The organism is Streptomyces sp. TAA486 (assembly GCF_000426165.1).
The window spans coordinates 57,900-83,030 of sequence record NZ_AUEV01000015.1 but is presented as its reverse complement, the minus strand read 5'-3'; the positions used below and the strand labels follow the sequence as shown (position 1 = coordinate 83,030).

Here is a 25,131-nt window from a genome sequence, read left to right as displayed (position 1 = left end):
CCCCGGCCCTCTGGTTCTTCAGCCTTTCGGCGCAACGCCCCGGCCGCGGAGCGACACGTGTGGAGGACCCGGCGGGGCGGTACAAGAACGGAACCAAGACGGAACCACGCCCCGCTTTTCTTCGTTCTTGACACTGGAGTAGCGTGCTGTTTTTGCTAACGCATTACTCTGAAGGCTAGTGCCGTGCCGTGCGGCCATGGAGGAGTGAGATGAGGAGCAGCAACCCGGTCTTCTCGCGACGGGGGTTCAGCCGCTCAGGCGGCTATGCCGGTTTCGACGCCGGCCAGCAGCCGCAGGCCGGGAACCCGTACGCGAACAGCCCTTACGCGAACAACCCTTACGCCCAGCAGCAGACGCAGGCAGTGGGTCAGCCCTCCGGGGCCCCGCCCACCGCCCCGCCGCAGACCGGCGTCATGACGATGAACGACGTCGTCGCCCGCACCGGTATGACGGTGGGCCTTGTCGTCGTCATGGCGGCCGTGGCCTGGATCACGAACCTGTCTCTGCCGTTCGCCATCGGTGCCGGCCTCGTCGCGATGGTGCTGGCACTCGTCCAGTCCTTCAAGCGCAAGGCCGTGCCCGCGCTGATCCTGGCGTACGCGGCGCTGGAAGGCCTCTTCCTCGGTGCAATCAGCAACTATGTGAACCAGTTCACCGAGGGCGCGGCGATGCAGGCCGTGCTGGGCACCATGGCGGTCTTCACCGCGGTGCTGGTGATGTACAAGACCCGGATCATCCGGGTCAACCGTCGCTTCTACCGCTTCGCGATGGCCGCCGCCGTCGGCTTCGTGCTGCTGATGATGGTGAACCTGCTGTTCGCGGTCTTCGGCGGCGGTGACGGTCTCGGCTTCCGCAGCGGCGCGATGGGCGTCCTCTTCGGGATCGTCGGCATCCTGATCGGCGCGCTCTTCCTGGCGCTCGACTTCAAGCAGGTCGAGGACGGCATCGCCTACGGGGCTCCCCGCCAGGAGTCGTGGCTGGCCGCCTTCGGTCTGACGCTGACCCTCGTGTGGATCTACCTCGAGTTCCTGCGACTGATCGCGATCCTTCAGGGCAACGACTGACGGACGCGCAGAAGGGGCCCGGAGGCGGTGACGCCTCGCGGGCCCCTTCGTATGTGCTGATCCGGATCAGCTCCGGAAATCCAAGAGATCCTGTGGAGGCCGGTTACAGATGGCGCGCAGCGCGCCGCAGGTCGTACTCGTGAATGATCGCTTTCGCGTGGCCGTACGCGAGGTTGTGCTCGCCGCGCAGCCAGCTCACCTTCTCCTCGAAGCGGAAGAGGGAAGGGCCTTCATCTACAGTCCGCAGCCATTCGGATACTTCACGGCCGGTGCATTGAGGGATGCGGGTGAGCATGTTCCGGTGGGTCTCTTCGGAGAAGATCTGGGACATCGGCGCCTCCGGACGCTGCCTTATGGAGTCCTTCCCGCCAAGGTGCCTGAGTAACGGGACGATGGCAACAGTGTGTCGGGGGCGCATACGCTTGCGGGGTGCTCGATACAGCCCCATTGATCTCCGCGGTCCAGCCCGCGGCGGACCGTCTGCGGACCCTTCCGGAGAGCGCTCTGCGCAGGGGAGCAGCGGCCGAAGGACTGGCCCTGGCCCGCGAGTTGGCGGTGCGGGCACAGCGCCTGGAGTTCCCGGGACGCCCTCCGGTGGAGCTGCCGGACGTGGGGGTTTTCGCTGTCGGCGACCAGCTGTTGGTGGCTGCACACGATCTGGCGGAAATTCTCTGCGAAGTTGACGCCGATCATGAACTGGCCGACGCGGTCGGCCTCGTCGGGCTCGCCACCGTACGTATCGCCGCGGCTGCTACCGGGAAGCGATGACCCGGTCCGCGAGCAGATAGGCGGTGCGGCCCTCCCCGTAGGCGAAGGTGAGGGCGTACGCGCCGGAGACGGTGGAGCCCCCCATCAGCACCGGGACGTCCCCGTCCCGCAGCGCCGCGCACAGGGCCTCGGCCGTCTCGCGGTGGCCGGGGGAGAGGCACACGGTCGTGCCGTCCTGGAAGAGATAGACGTCCAGCGTGCCCAGCGGGCCCTGGCGCACGTCCGAGAGCGGCGTACGGGCGTCCGCCAGCTCCGCCAGGCGCCCCACGGTCCGCTCGTGACCGGCGACGTTCCTGGAGCGCAGCGGCGTCTGCGCCGGGAGGGCGGGGTCGCCGCTGAGCGTGAAGTCCGGCTCCGAAGGGTGACGGCGGCGGGCCGCGGCCACACCGGGGGTCTCCTGCCCGTCCTGCGGACCGGGCTGCTCCAGCGGTTCCACGGGTTCGAGATCGCCGTCGCCCAGGTCGCGCTCCATCTGCCGCGGTACGAAGATGCCCGGCTGGGGCATGTCGCGGTCGCGCAGTTCGCGCAGGCTCTCCAGCACGTCGTCGTCGACGCGGCCCCTGAGAAGGGCGTCCAGGACGGGAGCGATCTCGTACTCCGTGCCGTGTCCGGCCAGCGTCCCGTCGGTCACGTCCGTGCCGCCGGCTCCGCGCTCCTGCGCCGCCCACATGGCACGGGCCTCCGCCAGCTCACGTTCACGCTCCTCCGCGATCGCCTCGACGACGATGCTTCGGATCTCCTCGGCGGAGCGCGCGTGCGGAACCCTGGCCCCGCGTTCGAGGGTGCCGCCCTGCGCGCACTCGTCGAGGCGCCGGCGCAGACCGCGCGCCGAATGCAGGGCGGCGCCCCCGACCGCGGCGGCCGTGACCGCGGTCGCGAGCAGCAGCAGAGATATCGCGCTCACTGACGTTCTCCTGGTTCGGTCGGTCCCCCTGGACGCTGGCTCAGATCTCCCCGGCGCCCTCTCCCGGCACAGCACGGGGAGAAGCCCGGGGGCGAGTCGACCGTAGTCCCAAACGCCATGAATAGGACAGAGGTGAACTGATACCTCCACCGCCCCGCTCGTCGTGAGCAGGAGAAACGCTCAGCTCCAGGGGGATAAATCACATCTCCGGCACGTCAGCTGAGGCGTTCCAGCACCATGGCCATGCCCTGACCGCCGCCCACGCACATGGTCTCCAGACCGAACTGCTTGTCGTGCCAGCGCAGCGAGTTGAGCAGCGTCGTGGTGATGCGGGCCCCCGTCATGCCGAAGGGGTGGCCGACGGCGATCGCGCCTCCGTTGACGTTGAGCTTGTCCAGGTCGATGCCGAGATCCCGGTAGGAGGGGATGACCTGAGCGGCGAACGCCTCGTTGATCTCGACGAGATCGATGTCGCCGATCGTCATCCCGGCACGGGCCAGGGCCTGCTTGCTGGCCTCGACCGGGCCGTAACCCATGATCTCGGGGGAGAGGCCGGAGACGCCGGTGGAGACGACGCGCGCCAGCGGCGTCAGCCCCAGCTCGCGCGCCTTGGTGTCGGACATGACGACCAGCGCGGCCGCACCGTCGTTGAGCGGACAGCAGTTGCCCGCCGTGACCAGGCCGTCGGGGCGGAAGACCGGCTTGAGGCCCTCCACGCCTTCGAGTGTCACACCGGCACGCGGCCCGTCGTCCTTGGACACCGTTCCGTCCGGAGTGGCGACGGGTGTGATCTCCCGCTCCCAGAAGCCGTCGGCGATGGCCTTCTCCGCCAGGTTCTGCGAGCGGACGCCGAACTCGTCCATGTCCTTGCGGGTGACGCCCTTGTGGCGGGCCAGGTTCTCCGCGGTCTGTCCCATGGCCATGTAGACGTCGGGGACCTGCCCGCTCTCGCGCGGGTCCTCCCACCCCGGGCCGCCCTTCTCGGCGCGCTCGGCGGTACGGGCCTCGGCGTCGGCGAAGAGCGGGTTGTGCGTGCCGGGCATCCCGTCCGAACTCCCGTTGACGGAACGGGAGACGGTCTCCACACCGGCCGAGATGAACACGTCGCCCTCGCCCGCCTTGATGGCGTGCAGCGCCATGCGGGTCGTCTGCAGCGACGAGGAGCAGTAGCGGGTGATGGTGCAGCCCGGCAGGTGGTCCATGCCCATCTGCACGGCGACGACGCGGCCCAGGTTGTGCCCCTGCTCGCCGCCGGGCAGGCCGCAGCCGAGCATCAGGTCGTCGATCTGGGTGGGGTCGAGCTCCGGCACCTGGTCGAGGGCGGCCTTGATGATCTGCGCGGTCAGGTCGTCCGGCCGTACGTCCTTCAGCGACCCCTTGAAGGCGCGTCCGATGGGCGAGCGGGCGGCAGAGACGATCACTGCTTCGGGCATCACGGCTCCAGAGGGTCGGCAGAGCGGTTTCCTGCGGGAAGCTACCTCCCCGTAGCCCCGGGGTCACGGGCCGCACGGTGTGATGCGGGACTCTTTTCTAAGCGCTTGCTTTCCGCTGTCCGGGGCGTGGAGGGGGCCACTGTCGACGGTAGGCCGGTGTGGTGGCCGACCGGACGGGACTCCCCTGCCCCCGGCGGGGACCCACGGTTCCGCCCTCCCGGCGGTCCGGCCGCGGCGCCTGAACGCCCGCTGTCCGGCGTGCAGTTGAGGAGGCCGCCCGGGAGGCCCACCTCCGGCCGAACCGCGCTGGATCCGTCTCGCTGCCCGGCGGCGGCCCGTTCCCGGCAGGCGCCCCGGGGGCACAGGGGCCCGGTCGGCGGGCGGAGCTGTACTGCCCGCCCGCCGGGGCTACAGCGCCTCTTCGTGCGCCGTCTCGACCTCTTCCGCCGGGGGCAGCCGACGCCGGCGGCGGTGCTTGAGCAGGGCCCACGGGCCGCGGACGGCCGTGACCTCGGTGCCGCCCTCGGCGACCGCCTCCGCAGCCGCCCGTGCCACCGGCAGGATGCTCTCCCGGCGCGCGGCGTCGGGCCGCTCGTCCTCCGTCGGCCACAGGCCGAGGGATGCGCACACGGTCGGCAGTATCGCCATCGCCGCGGTGGCGTAACCCTCGGCCGAGGGGTGGTAGTTGTCCGGGCCGAAGAGCTCGCGGGGGTGCGCCGCGAACTCGGGGCCGAGCAGGTCGCCGAGCGAGACCGTACGAGCGCCCTCCTCGACGACGGCGATGGTCTGCGCCGCGGCGAGCTGACGGCTCAGGCGCCGCGCGACCCACCGCAGGGGCTGGCCGACCGGCTCGACGGAGCCCAGGTCGGGGCACGTGCCGACGACCACTTCGCACCCGGCGGTACGCAGCCGCGCCACCGCGTCGGAGAGGAGCCGCACCGCTCGGGAGGGCGGCATCCGGTGCGTGACGTCGTTGGCGCCGATCATGATGACGCAGACGTCGGGCGCGTGGTCGAGGTCGTGCTCACTCAGCAGCAGGGTGACCTGGCGCTCCAGATCGTCGGACTGGGCACCGGGCAGGGCCACGTTGCGCAGCTCCACCGGGCGTTCGGCGACGGCCGCGAGCGCGGAGGCGAGCAGCGCCCCCGGAGTCTGGCGGGGGAGGTGCACCCCCTGGCCGGCCGCCGTGGAATCGCCGAGGAAGGCGAGCCGCACGGCTCGTCCCGGGTGGTGTCCGGCGAAGGCGGCGCCGTAGACGCCGTCGGCCTTGGGGGGTTCGTCGTCCGAGCCGCCGATCTTCCGCTTTGCGAGCTGAGCCTCGGCGAACAGCAGTCCGACGGCGGCGCCTCCGAGCAGGCTGAGGCCACCGCCGCCGTATGCGGCCGCGGTCGCGATCCGCCGTGCCACTCTTGCGCTCGCCGCATTCGACATCGGCATCTCTCTGGTCCGCCTCCCGCTGATGGTTCTGAGTGCTGGTGCTGGTCCTACTGTGCTGCGCGTTCCGCGTGCGCTGTACTGCGTGGACAGTGACGTCTGTGACACCGCGGTCGCGCCGATCCGTTCCCGCTGCCGCCGGGCGGTGACCCGTCCGATGGTGCTGGGGTGCATGAAGAGGCACCGTGGTTGGGTAGTCGGTGTGAGCGCTCGGTGCGCGTCCTGTGACGTGCGGGTTGAGCGCTCCTAACACTGTGTTGCCCCGTGGGGACCGCTCTGCAACCTTCGCAACGGGCCTCCGGTGTGCGCGTGTTGCGCAATATCGTGACGGTAAGGGCACGCAACGACGCTGCCCACGGACGCGCGGAGACCACGTTGCAGTATCACGAGTCCATGATCGACCTTGTCGGCAACACCCCGCTGATCAAGCTGAACAGTGTCACGGAGGGTATCCGCGCCACTGTTCTGGCGAAGGTCGAATACTTCAATCCCGGCGGTTCTGTGAAGGACCGGATCGCGCTGCGGATGATCGAGGCGGCGGAGGCGTCCGGCGAACTCGTTCCGGGCGGCACCATCGTCGAGCCCACCTCCGGCAACACCGGTGTCGGGCTCGCCATCGTCGCCCAGCAGAAGGGCTACCGCTGTCTCTTCGTCTGCCCCGACAAGGTGTCGACGGACAAGATCAATGTGCTGCGGGCATACGGCGCCGAGGTGGTCGTCTGCCCGACGGCCGTCGACCCGGACCACCCCGACTCGTACTACAACGTCTCGGACCGGCTCGTGCGCGAGACCCCGGACGCGTGGAAGCCCGACCAGTACAGCAACCCCAACAACCCGCGCTCGCACTACGAGACGACCGGTCCCGAGCTGTGGGAGCAGACGGAAGGGCGGATCACCCACTTCGTCGCGGGCGTCGGCACCGGCGGCACCATCTCCGGAACGGGCCGCTATCTCAAGGACGTCAGCGAGGGCCGGGTCCGGATCGTCGGCGCGGACCCGGAGGGTTCCGTCTACAGCGGCGGATCCGGCCGCCCGTACCTGGTCGAAGGCGTCGGCGAGGACTTCTGGCCGGACTGCTACGACCGCGGTGTGGCGGACGAGATCGTTCCCGTGTCCGACAAGGACTCCTTCCAGATGACGCGTCGCCTGGCCAAGGAGGAGGGCCTGCTGGTGGGCGGCTCCTGCGGCATGGCCGTCGTGGGCGCGCTGGAGGTCGCGAAGAAGCTCGGGCCGGACGACGTGGTCGTGGTGCTGCTGCCGGACGGCGGCCGGGGCTACCTCAGCAAGATCTTCAACGACGAGTGGATGAACGACTACGGCTTCCTGGAGGAGGGCGAGGCCACCGACGTACGCGTCGGTGACGTGCTGCGGCACAAGGAGGGCCCGATCCCCTCGCTCGTGCACATGCACCCCGAGGAGACGGTCGGCGAGGCCATCGAGGTGCTGCGCGAGTACGGCGTCTCACAGATGCCGGTGGTCAAGCCGGGGGCCGGCCACCCGGATGTGATGGCCGCGGAGGTCGTCGGTTCCGTCGTCGAACGGGACCTGCTGGACGCGCTGTTCGCGCAGCGTGCCTCGCTGGGCGACCGCCTGGAGAAGCACATGAGCGAGCCGCTGCCGCACGTCGGGTCCGGCGAGTCGGTGGGGGACCTGATGCCGGTCCTCGAAGGCGCCGACGCCGCGGTGGTGTTGGCGGAGGGCAAGCCGGTCGGTGTGGTCAGCAGGCAGGACCTGCTGGCCTATCTGGCGGGCGGCACGAAGAAGTGACGCCGGCGGGGCCGTGAACACCCGGAAGTCCCCGCGGTGGCCCCGGGCCTCCGGGGCGGCCGCGAAGTGGCGAGAGAGTGTCACGGCCCCGAAACGTGCGGTTGACAGACGGTCGGCACAGTGGTCTGTGTCGGCGTCGAGGAACTCCGGAGCGGCTCCCGGACCCGGACGCCGGGACGCGACCGGTCCTGACCGGCGCGTATCCCCGCGGGGGGCTGCCGTTCGTCCCGCCCCGGTGTCCGCACCGGGGTGCGGCGGCCCCCCGCCGCAGGGGCCCCGCTTCGTGGGCACAGCCCTCGTGGTCATCTCCGCCCACGCCCGGCCGCCCCGCAGCCGATTCCGTAGGGACGGCAGTGGCGGCAGCCCAGGTGCCGGACAGGCCGCTCAGCCCCAGTCGCTCTCCTGCCGGCGCTCCTCCTTGGGCCGTCGGAAAAGGTTCCAGTTCCCCTGCACCGCGTTGACGCCGACGATGCCGGCCCAGCACACCAGCAGGCCGGACAGCCCTGTGTTGACGGCGGCGATGGCCGAGAGCGGCACGGCGAGCACCAGCGAGGCGACCGCCAGGAGCCGCGCACCCATGCCCTCCGGATACGACGGCGAACCGCCGCCCGTCTGCGCCCGGGAGCCCCCGCGGGCCACGACCATCTGCTGCTCCGCCATCCGGCGGCGCGTCCGCTTGTCCACGACCGTCTCCAGCCGGTGGTCGAGCTTCTCGAGGAAGGAGGCGATGAGTTCGTCCTCGTACTCCTTGCCCAGTTCCCTGCGGGTCTGAAGAGTCGCGTCGAGTTCGCGCGTGAGCTCGGGGTCGCGGGTGTCCATGTGCGGCACGCTACGCGCGCGGGCCGCCCCCGGCAGTGGTGCCAGCCCCCGTACCCGCGGTCGGCCTGCCCCCACCTCCACCTCCACCTGCGCCGGCAGCGGCTTCCGCGTCGTCGGGCCCGAGGATCGTGCGGTCCGGGATGTGGGCGGTGTCGTGCCGTGCGAGCAGCCAGTACAGGGCCGCGGGCACGGCCAGCCCGACGATCCAGGAGATGTCGGCACCTCCCAGCGGGCCCACGAAGGGGCCGGTGTAGAAGTGCGTTGCCAGGAACGGGAATTGAGCGAGCAGACCGATGACGTAGACGCTCAGGGCCCGCCACCGCCAGGCACCGTAGCGGCCCGCCGGGTCGCTGAACGCCGGCAGGTCGTACCGCTCCTTCGCGATCAGGTAGTAGTCGACGAGGTTGATCGCGGACCAGGGCGTGAAGGCGGTCAGCAGGAAGAGCAGGAAGTCCTTGAACGAGGTGAGGAAGCTGTCCTTGCCCAGAAGGGCGAGCGCCGTTCCGGCGACCATGATCCCGCCGATGTAGGCGGCGCGTGCCCGCTGTGAGAGCACGGCCTGGCCGCGGAAGCCGCTGACGCTGGTGACCAGCGACATGAAGCCCCCGTACGTGTTCAGGACGTTGATCGTCAGCTTGCCGAGCGCGATCACGAAGTACAGCGCCGAAGCGATGATTCCGGCCCCGCCGAGGCCGACGATGTACTCGACCTCGTGGCCGGTGAAGCTGCTTCCCGCAGCGGCGGCGGCGAGCGCCCCGAAGGTCATCGACCACTGCGAACCGATCCCGGTGCCGGCGAGCGTCCACCAGAACGTGGCACGGGCGGACGTCGAACGCGGCAGGTAGCGCGAGTAGTCGGCGACGTACGGCCCGTATGCCAGCTGCCACGAGGCGGCAAGCGCAACTGCCAGCAGAAAGACCGGGAGTTCGAAGGCGCGTTCGGCGAGCAGGCCGCCCAGGTCGGCGCGTTGCAGGAGCCGGAAGCCGAGGTAGACGAACGCGAGCGCGCAGATCAGCGAGGCGAGTCGGCCCAAGGTGTGGATGAGCCGGTAGCCGACGGCCGCGCCGACCCCGGTGACGAGGGCGAATACGACGATGCCGGCCGTCTCGCCCAGCCTTGTGAGTTCGCCGACCGCCTGCCCGGCCAGCACGCTGCCGCTCGCGAAGAAGCCGACGTACATCACGATGACCAGGGCCAGCGGCACGATCGCGCCCCGCACGCCGAACTGCGCCCGGGAGGAGATCATTTGGGGCAGGCCCAGCCGCGGCCCCTGAGCGGAGTGCAGGGCCATCACCGCGCCGCCCAGCACGTTCCCGAGGGCGAGCCCGATCACCGCCCAGAACGGTCCCGCGCCGAAGACGACCGCGAGCGCACCCGTGATGACGGCGGTGATCTGGAGGTTCGCGCCCAGCCACAGCGTGAACTGGCTGAAGGCGCTGCCGTGCCGCTCGCTGTCCGGTACGACGTCGATCGAGCGGCGTTCCACGAGGGACTCCGCGCGGGGTGTGGGCATCGTGCTCGTCCTGCCTCTCTTGTTCCGTTCCGTTCCGCGGGCCTCAGGGCGTGACGCAGGACGGCACCGCGGAGCCGGCGTCAATCCTTGGTGAGGTGATGCTCGGCGGCCCAGTCCGCGGCGACGTCGTCGGGGTCCTTGCGCTCCACGTCGACGAGCCTGTTGAGCTTGCTCAGTTCAGCGGTCGTCAGCACGGCTCCGAGCCTGGCCAGCGCCTTGCGCACGGGAGCGTCGGCCACGGCGCTGCGCACCACCGGGACGATGTGCTGCGCGGGCACCATGTGCCGGGGGTCTTCGAGCACCACCCAGTCGTTCCTGCTGATGTCGGCGTCGGTGCTGAAGAGGTTGGCGATGTCGATGTCGCCCTTCTTGAGAGCTCCCTTGACCAGGGGCCCGGACGCGTCGAGGGCCTTGAACTCCTTGAAGGTGACGTCGTACCGCTCACGGAAGCCGACGAGGCCGACGACCCTGGTCTTGTCCTCGGCAGGACCGCCGAAGACCAGGTCGCCGTCGGTCTTCTTCAGGTCGGCGTAGCTCTTGAGGCCGTGCTTGCGGGCGGTCTCCCGTGTGACGGCGAAGACGTCCTTGTCCTCGGCCGCCGCGTACGGCAGCACCTCCAGCGAGGCCGGGAGTTCGGCCGCGAGGGCGTTCTGAAGCTCGCCGGCCTCGGTCTCCTCGGCCTTCCTGTCGAAATGGAGCAGCAGGTTGCCCTGGTACTCGGGCAGCAGGTCGATGTCTCCGCCCTCGAGCGCGGGAACGACGACCTCGCGGGAGCCGAGGCTGGGCTTGACGGTGGCCTTCACACCGCTGCCGCGCAGGGCTTCGGCGTAGAGGTATCCGAGTATCTGGTTCTCGGTGAAGTTGGCGGTGCCGACCACGAGTCCGGCCCCGCTGTCCGCGGATCCGGAGCTGTCCGTGCGCTTTCCCTTGAGCGACGTGATGCCGCTGGAGCAGGCCGCGAGGGCGGGAGCCGCGGCCGCGGCGGCGAGCCCCGTGAGAACGGCCCGGCGGCGCGGGCGGGGATTGCTGGGCATGGCTTCTCCGTAGCGTCGTGTCAGCGTGCGTCGGCGGGGCGGTTGCGGAAGAAGGAGCGCTGCAGACCGGCCATCGCCAGGTCGAGCAGGACGGCGACCAGGGCGACGAGGACCGCTCCGCCGAGGACCTGGACGAGGTCGCGCTGGGCGAGTCCGTCGAAGATGTAGCGGCCGAGTCCGCCGAAGCTGACGTACGCGGCGATGGTCGCCGTTGAGACGACCTGGATCATGGCCAGCCGGAGTCCGGTCATCACCAGGGGCAGCGCGAGGGGGAGTTCGACCTTGAACAGCACCTGCGGGCCCGTCATGCCGACTCCTCGAGCGGCGTCGGTGACGTCCGGGTCGACGGCCGTCATGCCCGCGTAGGTGTTGGTGACGATGACGGGGACCGCGAGGGCGATCAGCGCCACGTAGACGGGCCACATGCTCAGTCCGCCCGCGAGGAAGACCAGCGTGACCAGACCGACCGTGGGCAGGGCACGCCCGAAGCCCGCCAGGTTGATGGCGAGGAACGCGAAGCGCCGCGTGTGCCCGATGAGGAGGCCGAGCGGGAGGGCGAGTGCGGCGCCGGCGAGGGTTGCCAGCAGGGAGTACTCGAGATGTTCGAGCAGCCGCACGGCGATGCCTTCGGGGCCCTGCCACTGGGCGGGACCGGTCAGCCACCGCGCGAGGTCGGCGAGGAGCTGAAGCATGGATCAAACCTCCTCGGGCTTCGTGCGGGGGACCGCGGCGGCCCTCTTCGTGCGGGCGGCCGTCGTGCGGTGCCGGGTCCACGGCGTGCCGAGGTACTGGACGGTGACGAGGAGCCCGTCGGCGAGCACCGCGAGCAGCAGGGTCAGCAGCACACCGGCGATCACGGGGGTGGTGTAGCTGCGCTGGAAGCCGTCCGTGAAGAGCTGCCCGAGTCCGCCGTAGCCGATGTAACTCGCCACGCTCACCAGGGAGATGGTCATGACGGTGGCCACGCGCACGCCCGCCATGATCACCGGAAGGGCCAGCGGCAGTTCAACGGTGAGCAGAGTGCGCAGCGGCCGTGAGCCCATCGCGAGGGACGCCTCGCGGGCGTGGGCCGGAACGCCGTCCAGGCCCTCGACGGTGTTACGGATCAGCACGACCAGGGTGTAGATGGTCAGGCCGGTGATCGCGGTGCTGCGGGTGAGGCCCGTGACGGGCAGCAGCAGGACGAAGAAGGCCAGCGAGGGGATGGTGAACAGGACGTTGGAGACTCCGAGGATCACTCCGCGGAGGATCCTCACCCTGTGGGCGACGACCGCCAGCGGCAGGGCGATCACCAGTCCGCACAGCACCGCGGGCACGGCTATGGACAGGTGGTCGAGGGTGAGCACCGTCATGTCGCCGATGTGATCGGGGAACCAGCCCCAGTCGACGGCCGTCACGAGGCCGCCTCGGTGGCTCGGACCTCTCCGCCGTCCGTCCCGTCCTGGCCCGACCGGTCTGCCTCTGCGTCTGCGTCGGCGCCGGAGCCCGACCGGCCGCCGTCGTCGGTGCCTGCCGTCGCTGCCGCGGCGTGGTGTGCGGCGGCACGCTCGTGCAGCGCGGCACGCGGCGTGACGCCGCAGAGCACGCCGTCGCCGTCCACGCGGGCGACCGCCCTGGCCGGCGAGGTGACGGATTCGTCGAGTGCGGCGAGCAGCGAGTCCTCGTCGCGCAGCGGTCGCAGGGGCAGCAGTTCCGCGTCTCCGGCGGTGCCGCCGGCGGGCAGGCGCCCGGCGTCGAGCCAGCCGACCGGTGTCCCGTCGGGGGCGACCGCCACACGCCAGTCCCCTTCGCCGGCGGGGCTGTTGGAGCCGCCTCCGCCTGCGCGGATGTCCGAGACCGGCTCGTCCGTGCGGACGGGAGTGACGGGCTCGTGCGGCACGTCCGCCTCTCCGAGGGTGGTCAGGGACAGCAGCTTGAGTCCGCGCTCGGCGCCCAGGAACCCGGCGACGAAGTCGTCCGCGGGCCGGGTCAGCAACTGGGCGGGGGGTGCGCACTGCACGAGCCGGCCGCCGGTACGGAAGACGGCTATGCGGTCACCGAGCCGCACGGCCTCGTCGATGTCGTGGGTGACGAAGACGACGGTCTTGCGCAAGTCGCGTTGCAGCCGCAGCAGTTCGTCCTGCAGCTGGGTCCGTACGACCGGGTCGACGGCGCCGAACGGCTCGTCCATCAGCAGCACCGGCGGATCGGCCGCGAGTGCGCGTGCCACCCCGACGCGCTGCTGCTGACCGCCGGAGAGCTGATGCGGGTAGCGGTTGCCGGATCCGGCGTCCAGGCCGACACGTTCAAGGAGTTCGGCTGCTCGGCTGCGGGCCTTGCGGCGGCCCCAGCCGAGCAGCAGGGGAACGGTGGCGACGTTGTCGAGGACGGTCCGGTGCGGGAAGAGCCCGGACTGCTGGATCACATAGCCGATGCTCCTGCGGAGTTCGGCGGCGTCCGATTCGCGCACGTCACGTCCGGCCACCCTCACGGTGCCGGCGCTCGGATCCACCATCCGGTTGATCATGCGCAGGGTCGTGGTCTTGCCGCACCCGGACGAGCCGACCAGGACGGTGAGGTCGCCCTCGGGGAGTTCGAGTGTGAGGTCGTCGACGGCGGTGGTGCCGTTCGGGTAGTGCTTGCTGACCGAGTCGAAGCTGATCATCCGGAGTCCCTTGCCCGACTGCATATAGTCATGCACAGTCGTTGGGGTGTGAATAGATGTCAAGGGCCGGGTGTGAAAGGCACGTGACCATTGCCCGCCATGCGGATGGCTGAGCAGCGGTGACCGATCCCGGAAACCATGGGTGGGAGGAGGTCGACGCGGATGTCGTCTCAGATCGTGGACACCGCGCGGAGGGTGGCTCCGGACGGCAGGACACTGAATACGGCGGCCGTCGTCCAGCTCGCCCATGGCTCCGCCGCTCTCGGCGAACCCGATCCGGGGTCGCTCACCCGCGTCGAACGTTCCTGGCATGCCGCCCGCGAACTCGCCCTCGCCGGACGGGTCTACGGACGTAACACCGGGGTCGGCGCCAACCGCACGGCCGCCGTGCGTGCCGACGGGGACGTCGACGTGGACGCCACCGCCGAGGGGCATGGACTGCGGCTGCTGCGCAGCCACGCCGGTGCCGTCGGCAGTCAGCTCCCCGCCCGCGAGGTGCGGGCCATGCTCGTCGTCCGCGCCAACCAGCTGCTCGCCGGCGGCGCCGGACTCAACCCGCAGATCGTGCTCGCGCTTCTGGAGGCCGTACGCAACGGCGCACACCCCGTCGTGCGCGAACACGGCGCTGTCGGCACCGGAGACCTCGCCGCACTCGCCCAGACCGGACTCGCCCTGCTCGGCGAGCAGCCCTGGACCGGCGGTCCCGCACCGCAGACCGTCGCACTGGACGGCAACGACGCGCTGGCCTTCATCAGCAGCAACGCTCTGACCCTGGGTCAGTCCGCGCTCGCTCTCGACGAACTGCGCAGGCTGCAGAACGCCTCACTCGTCGTCGCCGCCCTCTCCCTCCTCGCGGCCGGCGGCTCCTACGAGGCGTACGCCGAACCTGTGCACAGGGAGCGCCCGCACCCCGGATCCGTCGCCGCCGCCGCCCGGATGCGCGTGCTTCTCGGCGCACCTGCACGGCCCGGCCCGCCCAGCGGGCGCATCCAGGACCCGTACGGATTCCGGTGCGTCCCGCAGATTCACGGGCCCGCGCTGGACTCGGCCGGCACGCTGGCCGGTGTGCTCGAGGTCGATCTCAACGCGGCCGCCGAGAACCCCCTCATCAGCGCCGACGCCCAGGGCGTGTACGGGGCACTGCATCACGGCAGCTTCTACGCCGCGCACGCCGCCTCCGCGCTCGACGGCCTCCGCCTCGCCGTGCTGCAGACGGCCCGCCTGTCCACCGCACGGCTCGTCTCGCTCGTCGAGCCCGGCATCACCGGGCTGCGTCCCTTCCTCAGCGAGGACACGCCGGCCAGCTCCGGAGTGATGATCCTGGAGTACGCCGCCGGTGCCGCCCTGGCCGAGCTGACCTCGCTGGCCCAGCCGGCCTCGCTCGGCCACGCGGTGCTCTCCCGCGGTGTGGAGGAAGTGGCCAGCTTCGCCTCCCTGGCGGCCCGGCACGCCCTGCGGATGCCCGAGTACCAGCGGCAGGTGCTGGCCTGCGAACTCGTAGCGGCGATACGTGCGTTGCGGCAGCGCGGCACGGTACCGGACCCCGGACTGCCGGTCGGCCGGGCCTATGAGCTGGCGGCTGCCGAACTCGAGCCCGAGATGGCGGACCGTCCCCTGTCCGATGATGTAGATGTGGCCGTCGGTCTGCTCGACCGGCTCTCCGCGCTGTGAACGCGGGCCCCGGTCCCGCGGCAGCCACAGCAGACCGACCGAACGCAGGAGGACGGGATGAGCAGCGCGAGCGCGCGACTGCTGAAGCTCTTCGAGGGGCACAGGCTCACGCCGACACAGCGCCGGATCGCACACTGCATGGTCCGGCAGGCCGGTGACGCGCCCTTCCTCTCCAGCGTCGAACTGGCCGAGCTTGCGGGGGTGAGCCAGCCGTCCGTCACGCGCTTCGCCGTGGCTCTCGGCTTCGACGGCTATCCGGCGCTCCGCCGGCATCTGCGCGAATCGGCGCCCGAGACGACGGGGGCCGGAGCGGCCGCAGGCGAACAGGACGCCGAACCCGACCCGTACAACGCCTACCAGCAGGCGGTGCACGCCGAGATCGACAATCTGCGGCACCTGGCGGCGCTGCTCGCCGACCCCGCTCCCGTCGAGCGCGCGGGCCGGCTGCTCGCCGCGAGCCCCACGCTGCCCGTGCTGGGCCTGCGGGCCGCTTCGGCGCAGGCGCGCGGCTTCGCCTACTTCGCCTCCAAGGTCCACCCCGACGTACGCCTGCTCGACGAGGGCGGAAGCATGCTCTCCGACCGCATCGACGGGTGCGTACGGGCCGGAGCGGACGTGCTGCTGTGCTTCGCTCTGCCACGTCACCCAAGGGAAGTCGCCGAGGCGCTCGATCACGCGCGCGCGGCGGGCCTGCGGATCGTCACCGTCGCCGACAGCGCCTTCGCGCCCGTCGCACACCCCGAGGATCTGCTGCTTCCCGCCGCCGTCGGAACGGGGCTCGTCTTCGACACCGCCTGTGCGCCCATGTTGCTCGGGCGGGTGCTGCTGGAGGCGATGTGCGACGGGCTGCCGGAGGCCCAGTCCCGGCTGGAGGAGTTCGACGCGCGGGCGGCGGACCGCGGACTGTTCCTGGAGTGAGCGCGGCGGAACGGGAGCGACCGGGGCGCAGCTGAACGACGGCGGCGGGGTGCCGCACATCAGGAGCCGAGCCGCACCCGCGCCGCTACGCCCGGGCCGCCCGGCCCTCCGCGCCGCCCCTGTCCTGCCCCCGCCACGTCCCGTACGGATCGCGGCCGAGGAACGCCACGAGGCGGTCGCTCGGATCGGCCTCCGCCGGGACCGTGATCGGCGCACCGAAGAGCGGATGGCGCGCCCCGGGCCTGGGCACCAACTGACGTGCGGTACGCATCAGCTCGGTGGCGAGCGCCGCCGGCACGGGCCGCGGCAGCCCCGTGGCCTGAGCGATGTCCCACCCGTGAACGGCGATCTCCAGCGCTCCCGTACGGGCGAGCACCGCGGCCGTCAGGGGCATGTCGTCGATGGCCACGAGCCGCCCCGCCGGGCTGCCGGAGCCGGCCCAGGCCCCCATCAGCCGCGACGCCGCGGCCCGGAAGGCCGATGCCGGGTCGTCACATCCGCGGCTGCCCCCGCCCCCGGCCGGCACGGGGGGCGGCTCCAGGCCGACGTAGCCGTCCTCGATCCCCTCGCACAGCGCGGCGAGCGAGTCGTTGGTGTGCCACAGAAGTGCGCGCAGGTCCCAACAACTGCATGGCGTCGGGCGGTTGAGCGCCGGTGCCGTCACCGGCCGTACGGCGCACAGTGCGTATCCGAGTGCCCGCTCCAGCAATGCGGCGCCGGCGTTCGGCGTGCCGTCATCCATCGCCCGCCCGCCTGCCTTCTCCGTGTCCGCCGGCCGTCCGGTCGGTCCGGCCGTCCCCTGTACCGACCGGCTGGGGGACGCGAACTCATCGGCGCCGCGCGGCGATTCCCAGAACCGCCCTGTTCACTGCCCACAGCGCGATGCCGAGCGCGACGAGGACTCCCGCCCGTACGTACACGTCCGCCGCACGGTCGGCGAGCGGGCTCGCCAGCAGGATCGTCGCGACAGCGCCCACGACGGGCAGCACGGTCGGAGTGCGGAAGTGGTGGTGCTCCACCCGCTCCTTGCGCAGCACCAGGACGGCGATGTTGACGACGGCGAACACGCACAGCAGCAGGAACGACGTGGTGTCGCCGAGCCCCTCGATCTCGCCCGTGGAGACGAGCGCGACGGCGAGCAGGGTGACGAAGACGATGCCCACGACCGGCGTGCGGCGGCCGGGCAGCACCCGCCCCATGGCGGCCGGAAGGATGCCCTCGTTGGCCATGCCGTAGCACAGACGCGAGGCCATCATGATGTTGATCAGCGCGGAGTTGCTGACGGCGAAGAGGGCGATGACGGCGAAGAGCTCAGGCGGGAAGCTCACCCCCCCGGCCTTGACGACCTCCAGCAGCGGCCCGGTGGACTTCTCCAGCACCCGGAAGTCGACCAGCAGCGACGAGATCAGCGCCACCAGCACGTAGATGGTGCCGGTGACGGCGACGCCGATGAACAGGGCACGGGGGAAGTTGCGGCTGGGCTCGACCGTCTCCTCCGCCATGTTGACCGAGTCCTCGAAGCCGACGAACGCGAAGAATCCCAGCGCCGCCGCGCCCATCACGCCCGTCAGCACGGCGTAGCCGGTGCCGCCCGACGTGTGGACCTCGCCCAGCCGGCCTGGGTCGCCCTCGCCCGCGAAGACGGCGTACACACCGATCGCGAGGACGATCATCAACCCGGTCAGTTCGACCAGCGTGAGCACGACGTTGGTCTTCACCGACTCCGAGACGCCACGCAGATTGAGTGCCGCCAGCGCGAGGACGAACAGGATCGCGACGAGCGTGGACGGCGCGTCCACGAGTGCCGACAGATAGTCGCCGGCGAAGGCGAGGGCCGCCGCGCTTGCCGACGACAGGCCCGAGCACATGACCATGAACGCCACGATGAAGGTCAGGAAGGGCACCTTGAACGCCCGCTGGGTGTAGAGCGCGGCGCCGGCGGCCCGCGGGTACTTGCCGACGAGTTCCGCGTAGGAGGCCGCCGTCAGCAGCGCCACCGCGAACCCGATCACGAACGGCAGCCACAGGGCCCCGCCGACCTTGCCGGCGACCTTCCCCGTGGTGGCGTAGATGCCCGTACCGAGGATGTCGCCGATGATGAAGAAGGCCAGCAGCTTGGGGCCGATGGCGCGGACGAGGGGTGGCCCTCCGGCGGGCGCGCCGTCGGAGGGGCTTTTTGCATCGGGGGTTTCGTGAGACTCCGGCATGAGCTGAAGCTTCCCACCGCCCGCGATCATCAAGGCTCCGATGACTTGGGCACGTTCATGCGGTCCTCTCTCGTGGACGGCGGCAGCAAGCGAGACCGCCGTCGCCGTTGCCGCGATCACGGAGGAGACCCGCATGCGCAACCACGAGCCGGCCACCGACCTGGACCCCCGCTACAGCGCCCCCGGCGCGGAACCCACCGACTGGGAGACCGCACACGACGGGCTGGCGCGCGCCGGGACCTACTGGCTGACGACCGTGCGTCCGGACAGCCGTCCGCACGTCACGCCGCTGATCGCCGTCTGGTACGACGGCGCGCTGCACTTCTGCACGGGCGAGGAGGAGCGCAAGTTCCGCAATCTGGCGGCCAATTCGCACTGCGTGCTCACGACGGGCAACAGTGCGGTCGACGAAGGGCTCGACCTCGTCCTGGAGGGCGAGGCCGTACCCGTGCGCGACGACGAGAGGCTGCGGAGGCTGGCGGACGCGTGGGTGGAGAAGTATGGCGAGGAGTGGCGGTTCGAGGCGAGGGACGGGGTCTTCCACCACCGGCAGGGCGGCCGGGCGGTGGTCTTCGAGGTCGTCCCGTCCACCGTCTTCGGCTTCCGCAAGGGCGACTACAGCCAGACCCGGTGGCGCTTCGCCGCCGTCTAGCTGGGGGCATTCCCCCACGCTCCGCTGGGGACGACCCCCACCCGGGCCGCAAGGCCCAGGGGGAGGGTCCGTGTCAATCCGTCCTTCCGGACAACGGAACTCGTGGTTGAGGAATGGACCACTCCGGAGCAGGGTGAACCCCCCTACCTGGAGAAGGGACACCCCATGACGTCAGAGCCGACGACGCCCACCACCACAGCAGAGACCGGTGCGCGTACGCTTCCGCCCTTCCGCGCCGACCACGTGGGGAGCCTGCTGCGCCCGGCGGCACTCAAGCAGGCCCGCGAGGACCACGCGGCGGGTCGCATTGAGGCCTCCGACCTGAAGGCCGCCGAGGACGAGGCCGTACGCGACGTCGTCGCGCTCCAGCGCGAGGCCGGGCTGCGGGGGGCGACGGACGGAGAGTTCCGGCGGCAGTCCTGGCACATGGACTTCATCTACTCGCTCGGCGGGATCAACAAGGTCCAGGACGGCAACCTGCGCGTGAAGTTCCACAACGCGGACGGCGACATCGAGTGGGCGCCGCCCTCCGCCCATGTGGACAGCAAGCTGCGCCTGGAGTCGACGATCTTCGCCGACGCCTTCACCTTCCTGCGGGAGACCGTCTCCGAGGGCGTGACCCCGAAGCTGACGATCCCCTCGCCCAGCATGGTCCACTACCGGGGCGGACGCGCCTCGATCGACGAGTCCGTCTACCCGGACATGGAATCCTTCTGGACGGACCTGACCGACGCCTACGCCGCCCAGGTGCGCGGCGTGTACGACCTTGGCTGCCGCTACCTCCAGCTCGACGACACCAGCCTCGCGTACCTCAACGACCCCGAGCAGCGCCGTCACGTCGCGGAGATAGGCGGGGACCCGGATCACCAGCACGAGACGTACATCGCCAACATCAACCGTGCCCTGGCGGACCGTCCCGCGGACCTGCGCGTCACGACGCACATGTGCCGCGGCAACTTCGCCTCGTCCTGGGTGGCTTCGGGAGGCTACGACTTCGTCGCCGAAGCGCTCTTCGGCGGTCTGGAAGTGGACGGTTTCTTCCTGGAGTTCGACGACGAGCGCTCCGGCGGGTTCGAACCGCTGCGCTTCGTTCCGAAGGGCAAGCAGGTCGTGCTCGGCCTCGTCACCAGCAAGCGGCCCGAACTGGAGAGCAAGGACGCGCTGAAGCGCCGCATCGAGGAGGCGTCCCGCTACGTCGACATCGATCAGCTCAGCCTGTCCCCGCAGTGCGGCTTCTCCTCCACGCTGGAGGGCAACAACCTGACGGTCGACGACCAGAAGGCCAAGCTCGGACTGATCGTGGAGACGGCCGAGGAGGTCTGGGGCGGCGCGTGACGCCTGTGGGGCGGTGACCCTCGGATCAGCTCAGCTGCCGGGACGGCCGGGCGCGCAGGCGCCCGGCCGTCCCGGTCGCGCGGGCGGGCCGGAGTTCGCACCGGCACCCCGCTCCCCGCGCTTCACCCGGCGCCGGCCAACAGGGGCCGCCGCCCGCCCCGTTCAGCATTCGGCCCGTGCCCTCGCGTGCTGCTCCGCCGGCTTCCCCCTGGTCACGATCCTGAGGGTGCCGGCGGTGAGGAGCCTGGCCTGGACGGAGCCGCAGGCGCAGCGCGTCCAGACGAGCACTCCCTCACCTGTGGGGTGCTGCGAGAGATCCCGGACGGGCTGATCGTCGGGCCATCCGCAGTACGGGCAGTGGGACACGAGTGAACCTCCTCGCTCGCCGTGGCCACCGGCGGGAACCGGAGGCCCTTCACCAACCAGGCTGCCGCGACGGATCATGCAGGTCCAGGTTCGATTTCTTCACTGAACCGTGTAGAACGGTTACATGATTGATCTGCGTCGTCTCACAGTGCTCCGCGCGATCGAGCAGTACGGCACGGTGACGGCCGCCGCCGGGGCCGTGCATCTGACGCCCTCCGCCGTATCGCAGCAAGTACGCCAGCTCGGACGGGAGTTGGGCGTACCGCTGCTCGAACCCCAGGGGCGCCGGGTGAGGTTGACGGAGGCGGCCCACGCCCTCCTGCGCCACGCCGACTCCATCGAGGAGCTGTGGCAGCGCACCGAGGCCGAGCTGCATGCGACCGCGCTAGGCGAGCCGAGCGGAGTCTTGCGGGTGGCCGGTTTCCCCACGTCGGTCTCGGCGCTGCTCGCGCCCCTGGCCGTGCGGATGCAACAGGAGTGGCCCGGGGTGACGGTCAGGGTCAGGGAGGCCGAACCCCTCGACTGCTTCGACCTGTTGTTCTCCGGCGAGACCGACCTGGCGGTCGTCGAGGCGATGCCGGAGAACCCTCCGCTCAACGACAGGCGCTTCGACCAGCGGCCCCTGCTGGAGGACCCGCTCGACCTGCTCACGGCCACCGGTCACGAGCTGGCGGGGGAGCCGGGAACCGCCCTGGAGGACCTCTCCGCCGAGTCCTGGATCCTGGACATGCCCGGAAGCGGCTGCTCAGTACGCCAGTTGGTCCTCGCGGCCTGCCGCAGCGCGGGCTTCGCGCCGTCGGTCACGCACGAGGCGCGCGACTACAGCGTCGTGGCGACGCTCGTCGCGCACGGGCTGGGCGTCGCCCTCGTACCGCACCTGGCGCTGCTGCCTCCCCATCTGGACGTCGTACGCACCCCGTTGACGGGCCGCTACGTGCCCGCCAGGCGCTTTCTGAGCGTCGTCCGGCGCGGCAGCGACGGCCACCCCTCCATCGCCGCGGCCCTGGAGCTCCTGGGCGAACTCTCCACGAAGCGGGGCCGGACTGATTGAGCGCCACCTGAACACCCCCGCGATGCAGGGTAGTTCGGGGGTGTCCGTGCCCGGCGGCCGGGGGCCGGACCGGTTCCCGCGCCCGGGTTCACCCGCCCCGCAGCGCGTCCCTGTGAGCACCGCCGGACTCCGTCACGATCTCGGCGAGGGACTGCGGCTCGCGCACGGTCAGGAACCGCACCTCGCCCCCGGTGGCCTCACCGCCGGCCGCGCCGGCGGCCTCCGTCACCGTGAAGCCGTAAATGCCCGGCCGCGGCAGCGAGTTGTAGCCGAACGGGTTGGAGAAGTAGTACGCCCCGGTGTCGAGGAGCGCCGCGTAGTCGCCCTCCTCCAGCTGCGGCAGCTGCCGTTCGCGGGCCACCAGGTCACCGGCGAAGCAGCACGGCCCGGCGATGTCCTGCGTGACGGTCCCGCCCGGGCCGTCGGCGGCCTTCGGCCCGCCCGCCGCGTCGTATGCGGCGACCCGCAGTGGCCACGCCTCCGGCGTGAAGACCGTACGCACCGCGATCTGTGCGCCCGCATGGGTGACAGCGATGGGGCGCCCGCCCGCCGACTTCGCGTACTCCACGCGGGCGAGGACGGTTCCCGCCTTGGCCAGCAGGGCGCGGCCGAACTCGGTGACGATGCCGTACCGCCCGTCGAAGAGCCCCGGCACGGTCGCCGCGAGGAGCCGGGCGTACTCGTCGAAGGTCGGCGTGATCTCGTCGCTGTCGAAGTTGACGGGGAGGCCGCCTCCCAGATCGAGGGTGTCGACCTGGTGCCTGCCGACGGCGGCGTTGATCTCCTCGGCGAGTTCGTACGTGGCCCGCGCACCCTCCGCCATCAGCTCCAGCGGCATGCCCTGCGAGCCGACGTGCGAGTGCAGCCGGGTCAGCCAGGGGCGCTCCCGGTAGGCCCGTACGACCCATTCTCGGGCCCCCGGATCGTGGAGTGCGACGCCGAACTTCGAGGTGGCCGTGGCGGTGCTCATCGCCCCGATGGAGCCGCCGCCGATCTGCGGATTCACGCGCAGGCCCACCGGTGACGGCGAAGGCAGGTCGGGGTCGATCAGATCGTCGAGGCGGGCGAGCTCCGACGGGTTGTCCGCGTTGAGGGCGATGCCGAGGGTGAGGGCCTCGCGGAGTTCGCTGACGGTCTTCGCCGGGGAGTCCAGGACCGTCTGCGCCGTCGGCAACCCCGCGGCCCGTGCCAGGGCCAGTTCGCCGGGGCTGGCGACCTCACAGCCGATGCCCTCGTCGGCGAGGAGCCGCAGGACCGGCACGAGCGAGGCCGCCTTCACGGCGAAGGTGTGCAGAACGTCCTGGCCGGGCGCTGCCACCGTCTCGAAGGCCGTCCGCAGCGCGTGCGCCGCCTCGCGTATCGCCCGGACGTCGAGGAGGGCGGCGATCGGGTGCCGGTCCTCCGTGACGAGGCCCTGCTCAACGGCGCCACGTACGGCCAGGTCGCGGCGGGACGCGATCGCCGCGCCGCCCATGGCGTCCACCCCGTCCATGCCCTGCGCGGAGGCTGCGTGGCCCGCGGTCGGCGACGGGCCCCGGGAGCCGGGGGAGACCGGGGAATCCGGGGAGTCCGAGGAGGCTGTGGCGGCCGCCGGGGCCGTCGTGGCAGGGCTGCTGCTGGAGTCGTGCATAGGACAAGCCAAACACGTCCGCCGCGCGCAGGGGACGGAGCACCCGCGATATTGACTAGGTCTATTCACTCCGTACAGTGTGTGAATAATTGAAGTCGGGGGAGTCGGGACGACACACGGCAGGGAGGCACGGGAGATGTCAGGACCGCGACCCGTACGGGCGCCGCGCGGCAGCGAACTGAGTGCCAGGGGTTGGCCGCAGGAGGCCGCCCTTCGCATGCTTCAGAACAACCTCGACCCCGAGGTGGCCGAGCACCCCGACAAGCTGGTCGTCTACGGCGGCACCGGGAAGGCGGCCCGCGACTGGGACTCCTTCGACGCCATGGTCCGCACGCTGCGCACCCTGGGCGACGACGAGACGATGCTCGTGCAGTCCGGCCGTCCCGTCGGCGTGATGCGCACCCACGAATGGGCGCCGCGCGTGCTGCTCGCCAACTCCAACCTCGTGGGCGACTGGGCCAATTGGGAGGAGTTCCGGCGGCTGGACGCCCTCGGTCTGACCATGTACGGGCAGATGACGGCCGGTTCGTGGATCTACATCGGCACGCAGGGGATCCTCCAGGGCACGTACGAGACCTTCGCGGCAGTCGCCGCCAAGAGGTTCGGCGGGACGCTGGCCGGCACGATCACCCTGACCGCAGGACTCGGCGGCATGGGCGGCGCGCAGCCGCTCGCCGTCACGATGAACGACGGCGTCGTGATCTGCGTCGAGTGCGATCCGTCCCGCATCGAGCGCCGCATCGGGCACGGCTATCTGGACGTACGGGCCCATTCGCTCGACCACGCACTGGAGTTGGCGACGAAGGCGCGCGACGAGCGCCGCCCGCTCTCCATCGGAGTCCTCGGCAACGCCGCCGAGCTGGTGCCGCAGCTGCTGGAGCGCGGCGCCCCGATCGACATCGTCACCGACCAGACCAGCGCGCACGATCCGCTCGCGTACCTCCCCGTCGGCGTCGAATTCGACGACATGGAGCAGTACGCGGCGGACAAGCCCGCCGACTTCACGCAGCGCGCACGCGAGTCGATGGCCCGCCATGTGGAGGCGATGGTCGGCTTTATGGACGCGGGAGCCGAGGTCTTCGACTACGGCAACTCCATCCGCGGTGAGGCTCAACTCCACGGCTACGGGCGGGCGTTCGACTTCCCCGGTTTCGTACCGGCGTACATCCGGCCGCTGTTCTGCGAGGGCAAGGGCCCCTTCCGCTGGGCGGCGCTGTCGGGCGACCCGAAGGACATCGCCGCCACGGACCGCGCGCTGCTGGATCTCTTCCCCGAGAACGAGTCGCTCGCCCGCTGGATCAGGCTCGCGGGCGAGCGTGTGCACTACCAGGGGCTGCCCGCCCGCATCTGCTGGCTCGGATACGGCGAGCGGGACCGCGCGGGGGAGCGCTTCAACGACATGGTCGCGAGCGGCGAGCTCTCGGCCCCGCTGGTGCTGGGGCGCGACCACCTGGACTGCGGCTCGGTGGCCTCGCCGTACCGGGAGACCGAGGCGATGCGCGACGGCTCCGACGCGATCGCCGACTGGCCGCTGCTGAACGCCATGGTCAACGCGTCCTCCGGGGCGACGTGGGTCTCGATCCACCACGGCGGCGGCGTCGGCATGGGCCGCTCGATCCACGCGGGCCAGGTCACGGTCGCCGACGGGACGGCGCTTTCCGGCGAGAAGCTGCGCCGGGTGCTGACGAACGACCCGGGCATGGGCGTGGTGCGCCACGTGGACGCCGGCTACGAGCGCGCGGAGGAGATCGCCGCCGAGCGGGGCGTGCGGGTGCCGATGCGGGAGGGCCGGGAGGGCCAAGAAGGCGGGGTCGGCGCGTGACCGCACGGGACGCAGGCGGAGCAGGGGACGCCGAGGGCGCTGAGGAGGGCCCGGCGCGGCGGCCGGTCGTCGGCAGGCCGTTGCCCGACGTGGGGAGCC

The 25,131-nt window shown here is 71.1% G+C and carries 22 protein-coding genes; 9 read left to right on the top strand and 13 right to left on the bottom strand.

All coding sequences use genetic code 11. The features are described from left to right. The first annotated feature begins 209 nt into the window (after positions 1–209). The gene (locus I004_RS0120515; RefSeq protein ID WP_028437045.1) at positions 210–1,064 is read left to right on the top strand and encodes a Bax inhibitor-1/YccA family protein; all 855 of its coding nucleotides are present in this window, start codon (positions 210–212) and stop codon (positions 1,062–1,064) included. Positions 1,065–1,167: 103 nt separating this feature from the next. Here I004_RS0120515 and I004_RS0120510 read toward each other — a convergent pair whose 3' ends face one another. Then, a complete protein-coding gene (locus tag I004_RS0120510; protein ID WP_028437044.1) occupies positions 1,168–1,395 on the bottom strand; it encodes a DUF4287 domain-containing protein in 228 nt (75 codons plus the stop codon). A 98-nt stretch (positions 1,396–1,493) separates the two neighbouring features. Here I004_RS0120510 and I004_RS0120505 point away from each other — a divergent pair, with 98 nt between their 5' ends. Then, on the top strand, positions 1,494–1,832 hold the full coding sequence (locus tag I004_RS0120505) for a hypothetical protein (RefSeq protein WP_028437043.1): 339 nt from the start codon (positions 1,494–1,496) through the stop codon (positions 1,830–1,832). On the opposite strand, the gene I004_RS0120500 is transcribed toward I004_RS0120505, so the two are convergent. The 3 genes from I004_RS0120500 to I004_RS0120490 form a co-directional block, all read right to left on the bottom strand. After that, entirely contained in the window at positions 1,816–2,736 is a 921-nt protein-coding gene (locus I004_RS0120500) for a hypothetical protein (protein ID WP_028437042.1), read from the bottom strand. The genes I004_RS0120505 and I004_RS0120500 overlap by 17 nt on opposite strands. Positions 2,737–2,951: 215 nt before the next feature. Next, positions 2,952–4,169, bottom strand: a complete 1,218-nt coding sequence (locus tag I004_RS0120495) for an acetyl-CoA C-acetyltransferase (RefSeq protein WP_028437041.1) — start codon at positions 4,167–4,169, stop codon at positions 2,952–2,954. 408 nt (positions 4,170–4,577) lie between these two features. Beyond that, complete coding sequence (locus I004_RS0120490; protein ID WP_037977102.1) at positions 4,578–5,606, bottom strand: SGNH/GDSL hydrolase family protein; 1,029 nt, start codon at positions 5,604–5,606, stop codon at positions 4,578–4,580. Between the two features lie 372 nt (positions 5,607–5,978). On the opposite strand from I004_RS0120490, the gene I004_RS0120485 reads away from it, so the two are divergent. After that, on the top strand, positions 5,979–7,370 hold the full coding sequence (locus I004_RS0120485; RefSeq protein WP_028437039.1) for a cystathionine beta-synthase: 1,392 nt from the start codon (positions 5,979–5,981) through the stop codon (positions 7,368–7,370). Between the two features lie 384 nt (positions 7,371–7,754). Here the strand turns inward: I004_RS0120485 and I004_RS0120480 are convergent, their stop codons facing one another. The 6 genes from I004_RS0120480 to I004_RS35065 form a co-directional block, all read right to left on the bottom strand. Beyond that, complete coding sequence (locus I004_RS0120480; protein WP_028437038.1) at positions 7,755–8,189, bottom strand: hypothetical protein; 435 nt, start codon at positions 8,187–8,189, stop codon at positions 7,755–7,757. A 10-nt stretch (positions 8,190–8,199) separates the two neighbouring features. Then, positions 8,200–9,702 (bottom strand): cytosine permease, encoded by a 1,503-nt coding sequence (locus I004_RS35075; RefSeq protein WP_051345254.1) that lies wholly within the window; start codon positions 9,700–9,702, stop codon positions 8,200–8,202. A gap of 80 nt (positions 9,703–9,782) precedes the next feature. Continuing rightward, a complete protein-coding gene (locus tag I004_RS0120470) occupies positions 9,783–10,736 on the bottom strand; it encodes an ABC transporter substrate-binding protein (protein WP_028437037.1) in 954 nt (317 codons plus the stop codon). Between the two features lie 20 nt (positions 10,737–10,756). Further along, positions 10,757–11,428: an ABC transporter permease gene (locus I004_RS0120465; protein WP_028437036.1), complete on the bottom strand. Its 672-nt coding sequence runs from the start codon at positions 11,426–11,428 to the stop codon at positions 10,757–10,759. 3 nt (positions 11,429–11,431) lie between these two features. Further along, positions 11,432–12,088 carry an ABC transporter permease gene (locus I004_RS35070; RefSeq protein ID WP_051345286.1) on the bottom strand — a complete coding sequence of 219 codons (657 nt, stop codon included), beginning with the start codon at positions 12,086–12,088 and terminating at the stop codon, positions 11,432–11,434. 41 nt (positions 12,089–12,129) lie between these two features. Next, a complete protein-coding gene (locus tag I004_RS35065; protein WP_078511517.1) occupies positions 12,130–13,404 on the bottom strand; it encodes an ABC transporter ATP-binding protein in 1,275 nt (424 codons plus the stop codon). Between the two features lie 138 nt (positions 13,405–13,542). Between I004_RS35065 and I004_RS0120450 the strand changes: the two genes are divergently transcribed. Next, positions 13,543–15,051 carry an aromatic amino acid ammonia-lyase gene (locus tag I004_RS0120450; RefSeq protein WP_028437035.1) on the top strand — a complete coding sequence of 503 codons (1,509 nt, stop codon included), beginning with the start codon at positions 13,543–13,545 and terminating at the stop codon, positions 15,049–15,051. A 57-nt stretch (positions 15,052–15,108) separates the two neighbouring features. Continuing rightward, complete coding sequence (locus tag I004_RS0120445) at positions 15,109–15,969, top strand: MurR/RpiR family transcriptional regulator (RefSeq protein ID WP_028437034.1); 861 nt, start codon at positions 15,109–15,111, stop codon at positions 15,967–15,969. An 85-nt stretch (positions 15,970–16,054) separates the two neighbouring features. On the opposite strand, the gene I004_RS35060 is transcribed toward I004_RS0120445, so the two are convergent. Both I004_RS35060 and I004_RS0120435 read right to left on the bottom strand, forming a co-directional pair. Then, a complete protein-coding gene (locus I004_RS35060) occupies positions 16,055–16,711 on the bottom strand; it encodes a TIGR03086 family metal-binding protein (RefSeq protein WP_051345253.1) in 657 nt (218 codons plus the stop codon). Positions 16,712–16,796: 85 nt separating this feature from the next. After that, the gene (locus tag I004_RS0120435) at positions 16,797–18,176 is read right to left on the bottom strand and encodes an APC family permease (protein ID WP_028437033.1); all 1,380 of its coding nucleotides are present in this window, start codon (positions 18,174–18,176) and stop codon (positions 16,797–16,799) included. Between the two features lie 133 nt (positions 18,177–18,309). Between I004_RS0120435 and I004_RS0120430 the strand changes: the two genes are divergently transcribed. The 3 genes from I004_RS0120430 to I004_RS0120415 all read left to right on the top strand — a co-directional run bounded on the left by I004_RS0120430 (position 18,310) and on the right by I004_RS0120415 (position 21,580). Beyond that, on the top strand, positions 18,310–18,828 hold the full coding sequence (locus tag I004_RS0120430; protein WP_028437032.1) for a pyridoxamine 5'-phosphate oxidase family protein: 519 nt from the start codon (positions 18,310–18,312) through the stop codon (positions 18,826–18,828). Between the two features lie 165 nt (positions 18,829–18,993). Further along, a complete protein-coding gene (locus tag I004_RS0120425) occupies positions 18,994–20,163 on the top strand; it encodes a 5-methyltetrahydropteroyltriglutamate--homocysteine S-methyltransferase (protein WP_051345284.1) in 1,170 nt (389 codons plus the stop codon). Between the two features lie 490 nt (positions 20,164–20,653). Then, the gene (locus I004_RS0120415; RefSeq protein WP_028437029.1) at positions 20,654–21,580 is read left to right on the top strand and encodes a LysR family transcriptional regulator; all 927 of its coding nucleotides are present in this window, start codon (positions 20,654–20,656) and stop codon (positions 21,578–21,580) included. An 88-nt stretch (positions 21,581–21,668) separates the two neighbouring features. On the opposite strand, the gene I004_RS0120410 is transcribed toward I004_RS0120415, so the two are convergent. Continuing rightward, positions 21,669–23,072, bottom strand: coding sequence for a type III PLP-dependent enzyme domain-containing protein (locus tag I004_RS0120410; RefSeq protein WP_037977155.1), 1,404 nt, complete (start codon positions 23,070–23,072; stop codon positions 21,669–21,671). Positions 23,073–23,346: 274 nt separating this feature from the next. On the opposite strand from I004_RS0120410, the gene hutU reads away from it, so the two are divergent. Continuing rightward, a complete protein-coding gene (hutU, locus tag I004_RS0120405; protein ID WP_028437027.1) occupies positions 23,347–25,032 on the top strand; it encodes a urocanate hydratase in 1,686 nt (561 codons plus the stop codon). Positions 25,033–25,131: the final 99 nt, after the last annotated feature.

Bases quoted from the DNA above. Each gene is read 5' to 3' on its own strand.
- I004_RS35075 (WP_051345254.1), bottom strand. From the start codon at position 9,702: ATGCCCACACCCCGCGCGGAGTCCCTCGTGGAACGCCGCTCGATCGAC.
- I004_RS0120430 (WP_028437032.1), top strand. From the start codon at position 18,310: ATGCGCAACCACGAGCCGGCCACCGACCTGGACCCCCGCTACAGCGCC.
- I004_RS0120445 (WP_028437034.1), top strand. From the start codon at position 15,109: ATGAGCAGCGCGAGCGCGCGACTGCTGAAGCTCTTCGAGGGGCACAGG.
- I004_RS0120490 (WP_037977102.1), bottom strand. From the start codon at position 5,606: ATGCCGATGTCGAATGCGGCGAGCGCAAGAGTGGCACGGCGGATCGCG.
- I004_RS0120465 (WP_028437036.1), bottom strand. From the start codon at position 11,428: ATGCTTCAGCTCCTCGCCGACCTCGCGCGGTGGCTGACCGGTCCCGCC.
- I004_RS0120495 (WP_028437041.1), bottom strand. From the start codon at position 4,169: ATGCCCGAAGCAGTGATCGTCTCTGCCGCCCGCTCGCCCATCGGACGC.
- I004_RS0120480 (WP_028437038.1), bottom strand. From the start codon at position 8,189: ATGGACACCCGCGACCCCGAGCTCACGCGCGAACTCGACGCGACTCTT.
- I004_RS35070 (WP_051345286.1), bottom strand. From the start codon at position 12,088: ATGACGGTGCTCACCCTCGACCACCTGTCCATAGCCGTGCCCGCGGTG.
- hutU (WP_028437027.1), top strand. From the start codon at position 23,347: ATGTCAGGACCGCGACCCGTACGGGCGCCGCGCGGCAGCGAACTGAGT.
- I004_RS0120435 (WP_028437033.1), bottom strand. From the start codon at position 18,176: ATGCCGGAGTCTCACGAAACCCCCGATGCAAAAAGCCCCTCCGACGGC.
- I004_RS0120410 (WP_037977155.1), bottom strand. From the start codon at position 23,072: ATGGACGGGGTGGACGCCATGGGCGGCGCGGCGATCGCGTCCCGCCGC.
- I004_RS35065 (WP_078511517.1), bottom strand. From the start codon at position 13,404: ATGCAGTCGGGCAAGGGACTCCGGATGATCAGCTTCGACTCGGTCAGC.
- I004_RS0120450 (WP_028437035.1), top strand. From the start codon at position 13,543: ATGTCGTCTCAGATCGTGGACACCGCGCGGAGGGTGGCTCCGGACGGC.
- I004_RS0120415 (WP_028437029.1), top strand. From the start codon at position 20,654: ATGATTGATCTGCGTCGTCTCACAGTGCTCCGCGCGATCGAGCAGTAC.
- I004_RS0120510 (WP_028437044.1), bottom strand. From the start codon at position 1,395: ATGTCCCAGATCTTCTCCGAAGAGACCCACCGGAACATGCTCACCCGC.
- I004_RS35060 (WP_051345253.1), bottom strand. From the start codon at position 16,711: ATGGATGACGGCACGCCGAACGCCGGCGCCGCATTGCTGGAGCGGGCA.
- I004_RS0120470 (WP_028437037.1), bottom strand. From the start codon at position 10,736: ATGCCCAGCAATCCCCGCCCGCGCCGCCGGGCCGTTCTCACGGGGCTC.
- I004_RS0120425 (WP_051345284.1), top strand. From the start codon at position 18,994: ATGACGTCAGAGCCGACGACGCCCACCACCACAGCAGAGACCGGTGCG.
- I004_RS0120515 (WP_028437045.1), top strand. From the start codon at position 210: ATGAGGAGCAGCAACCCGGTCTTCTCGCGACGGGGGTTCAGCCGCTCA.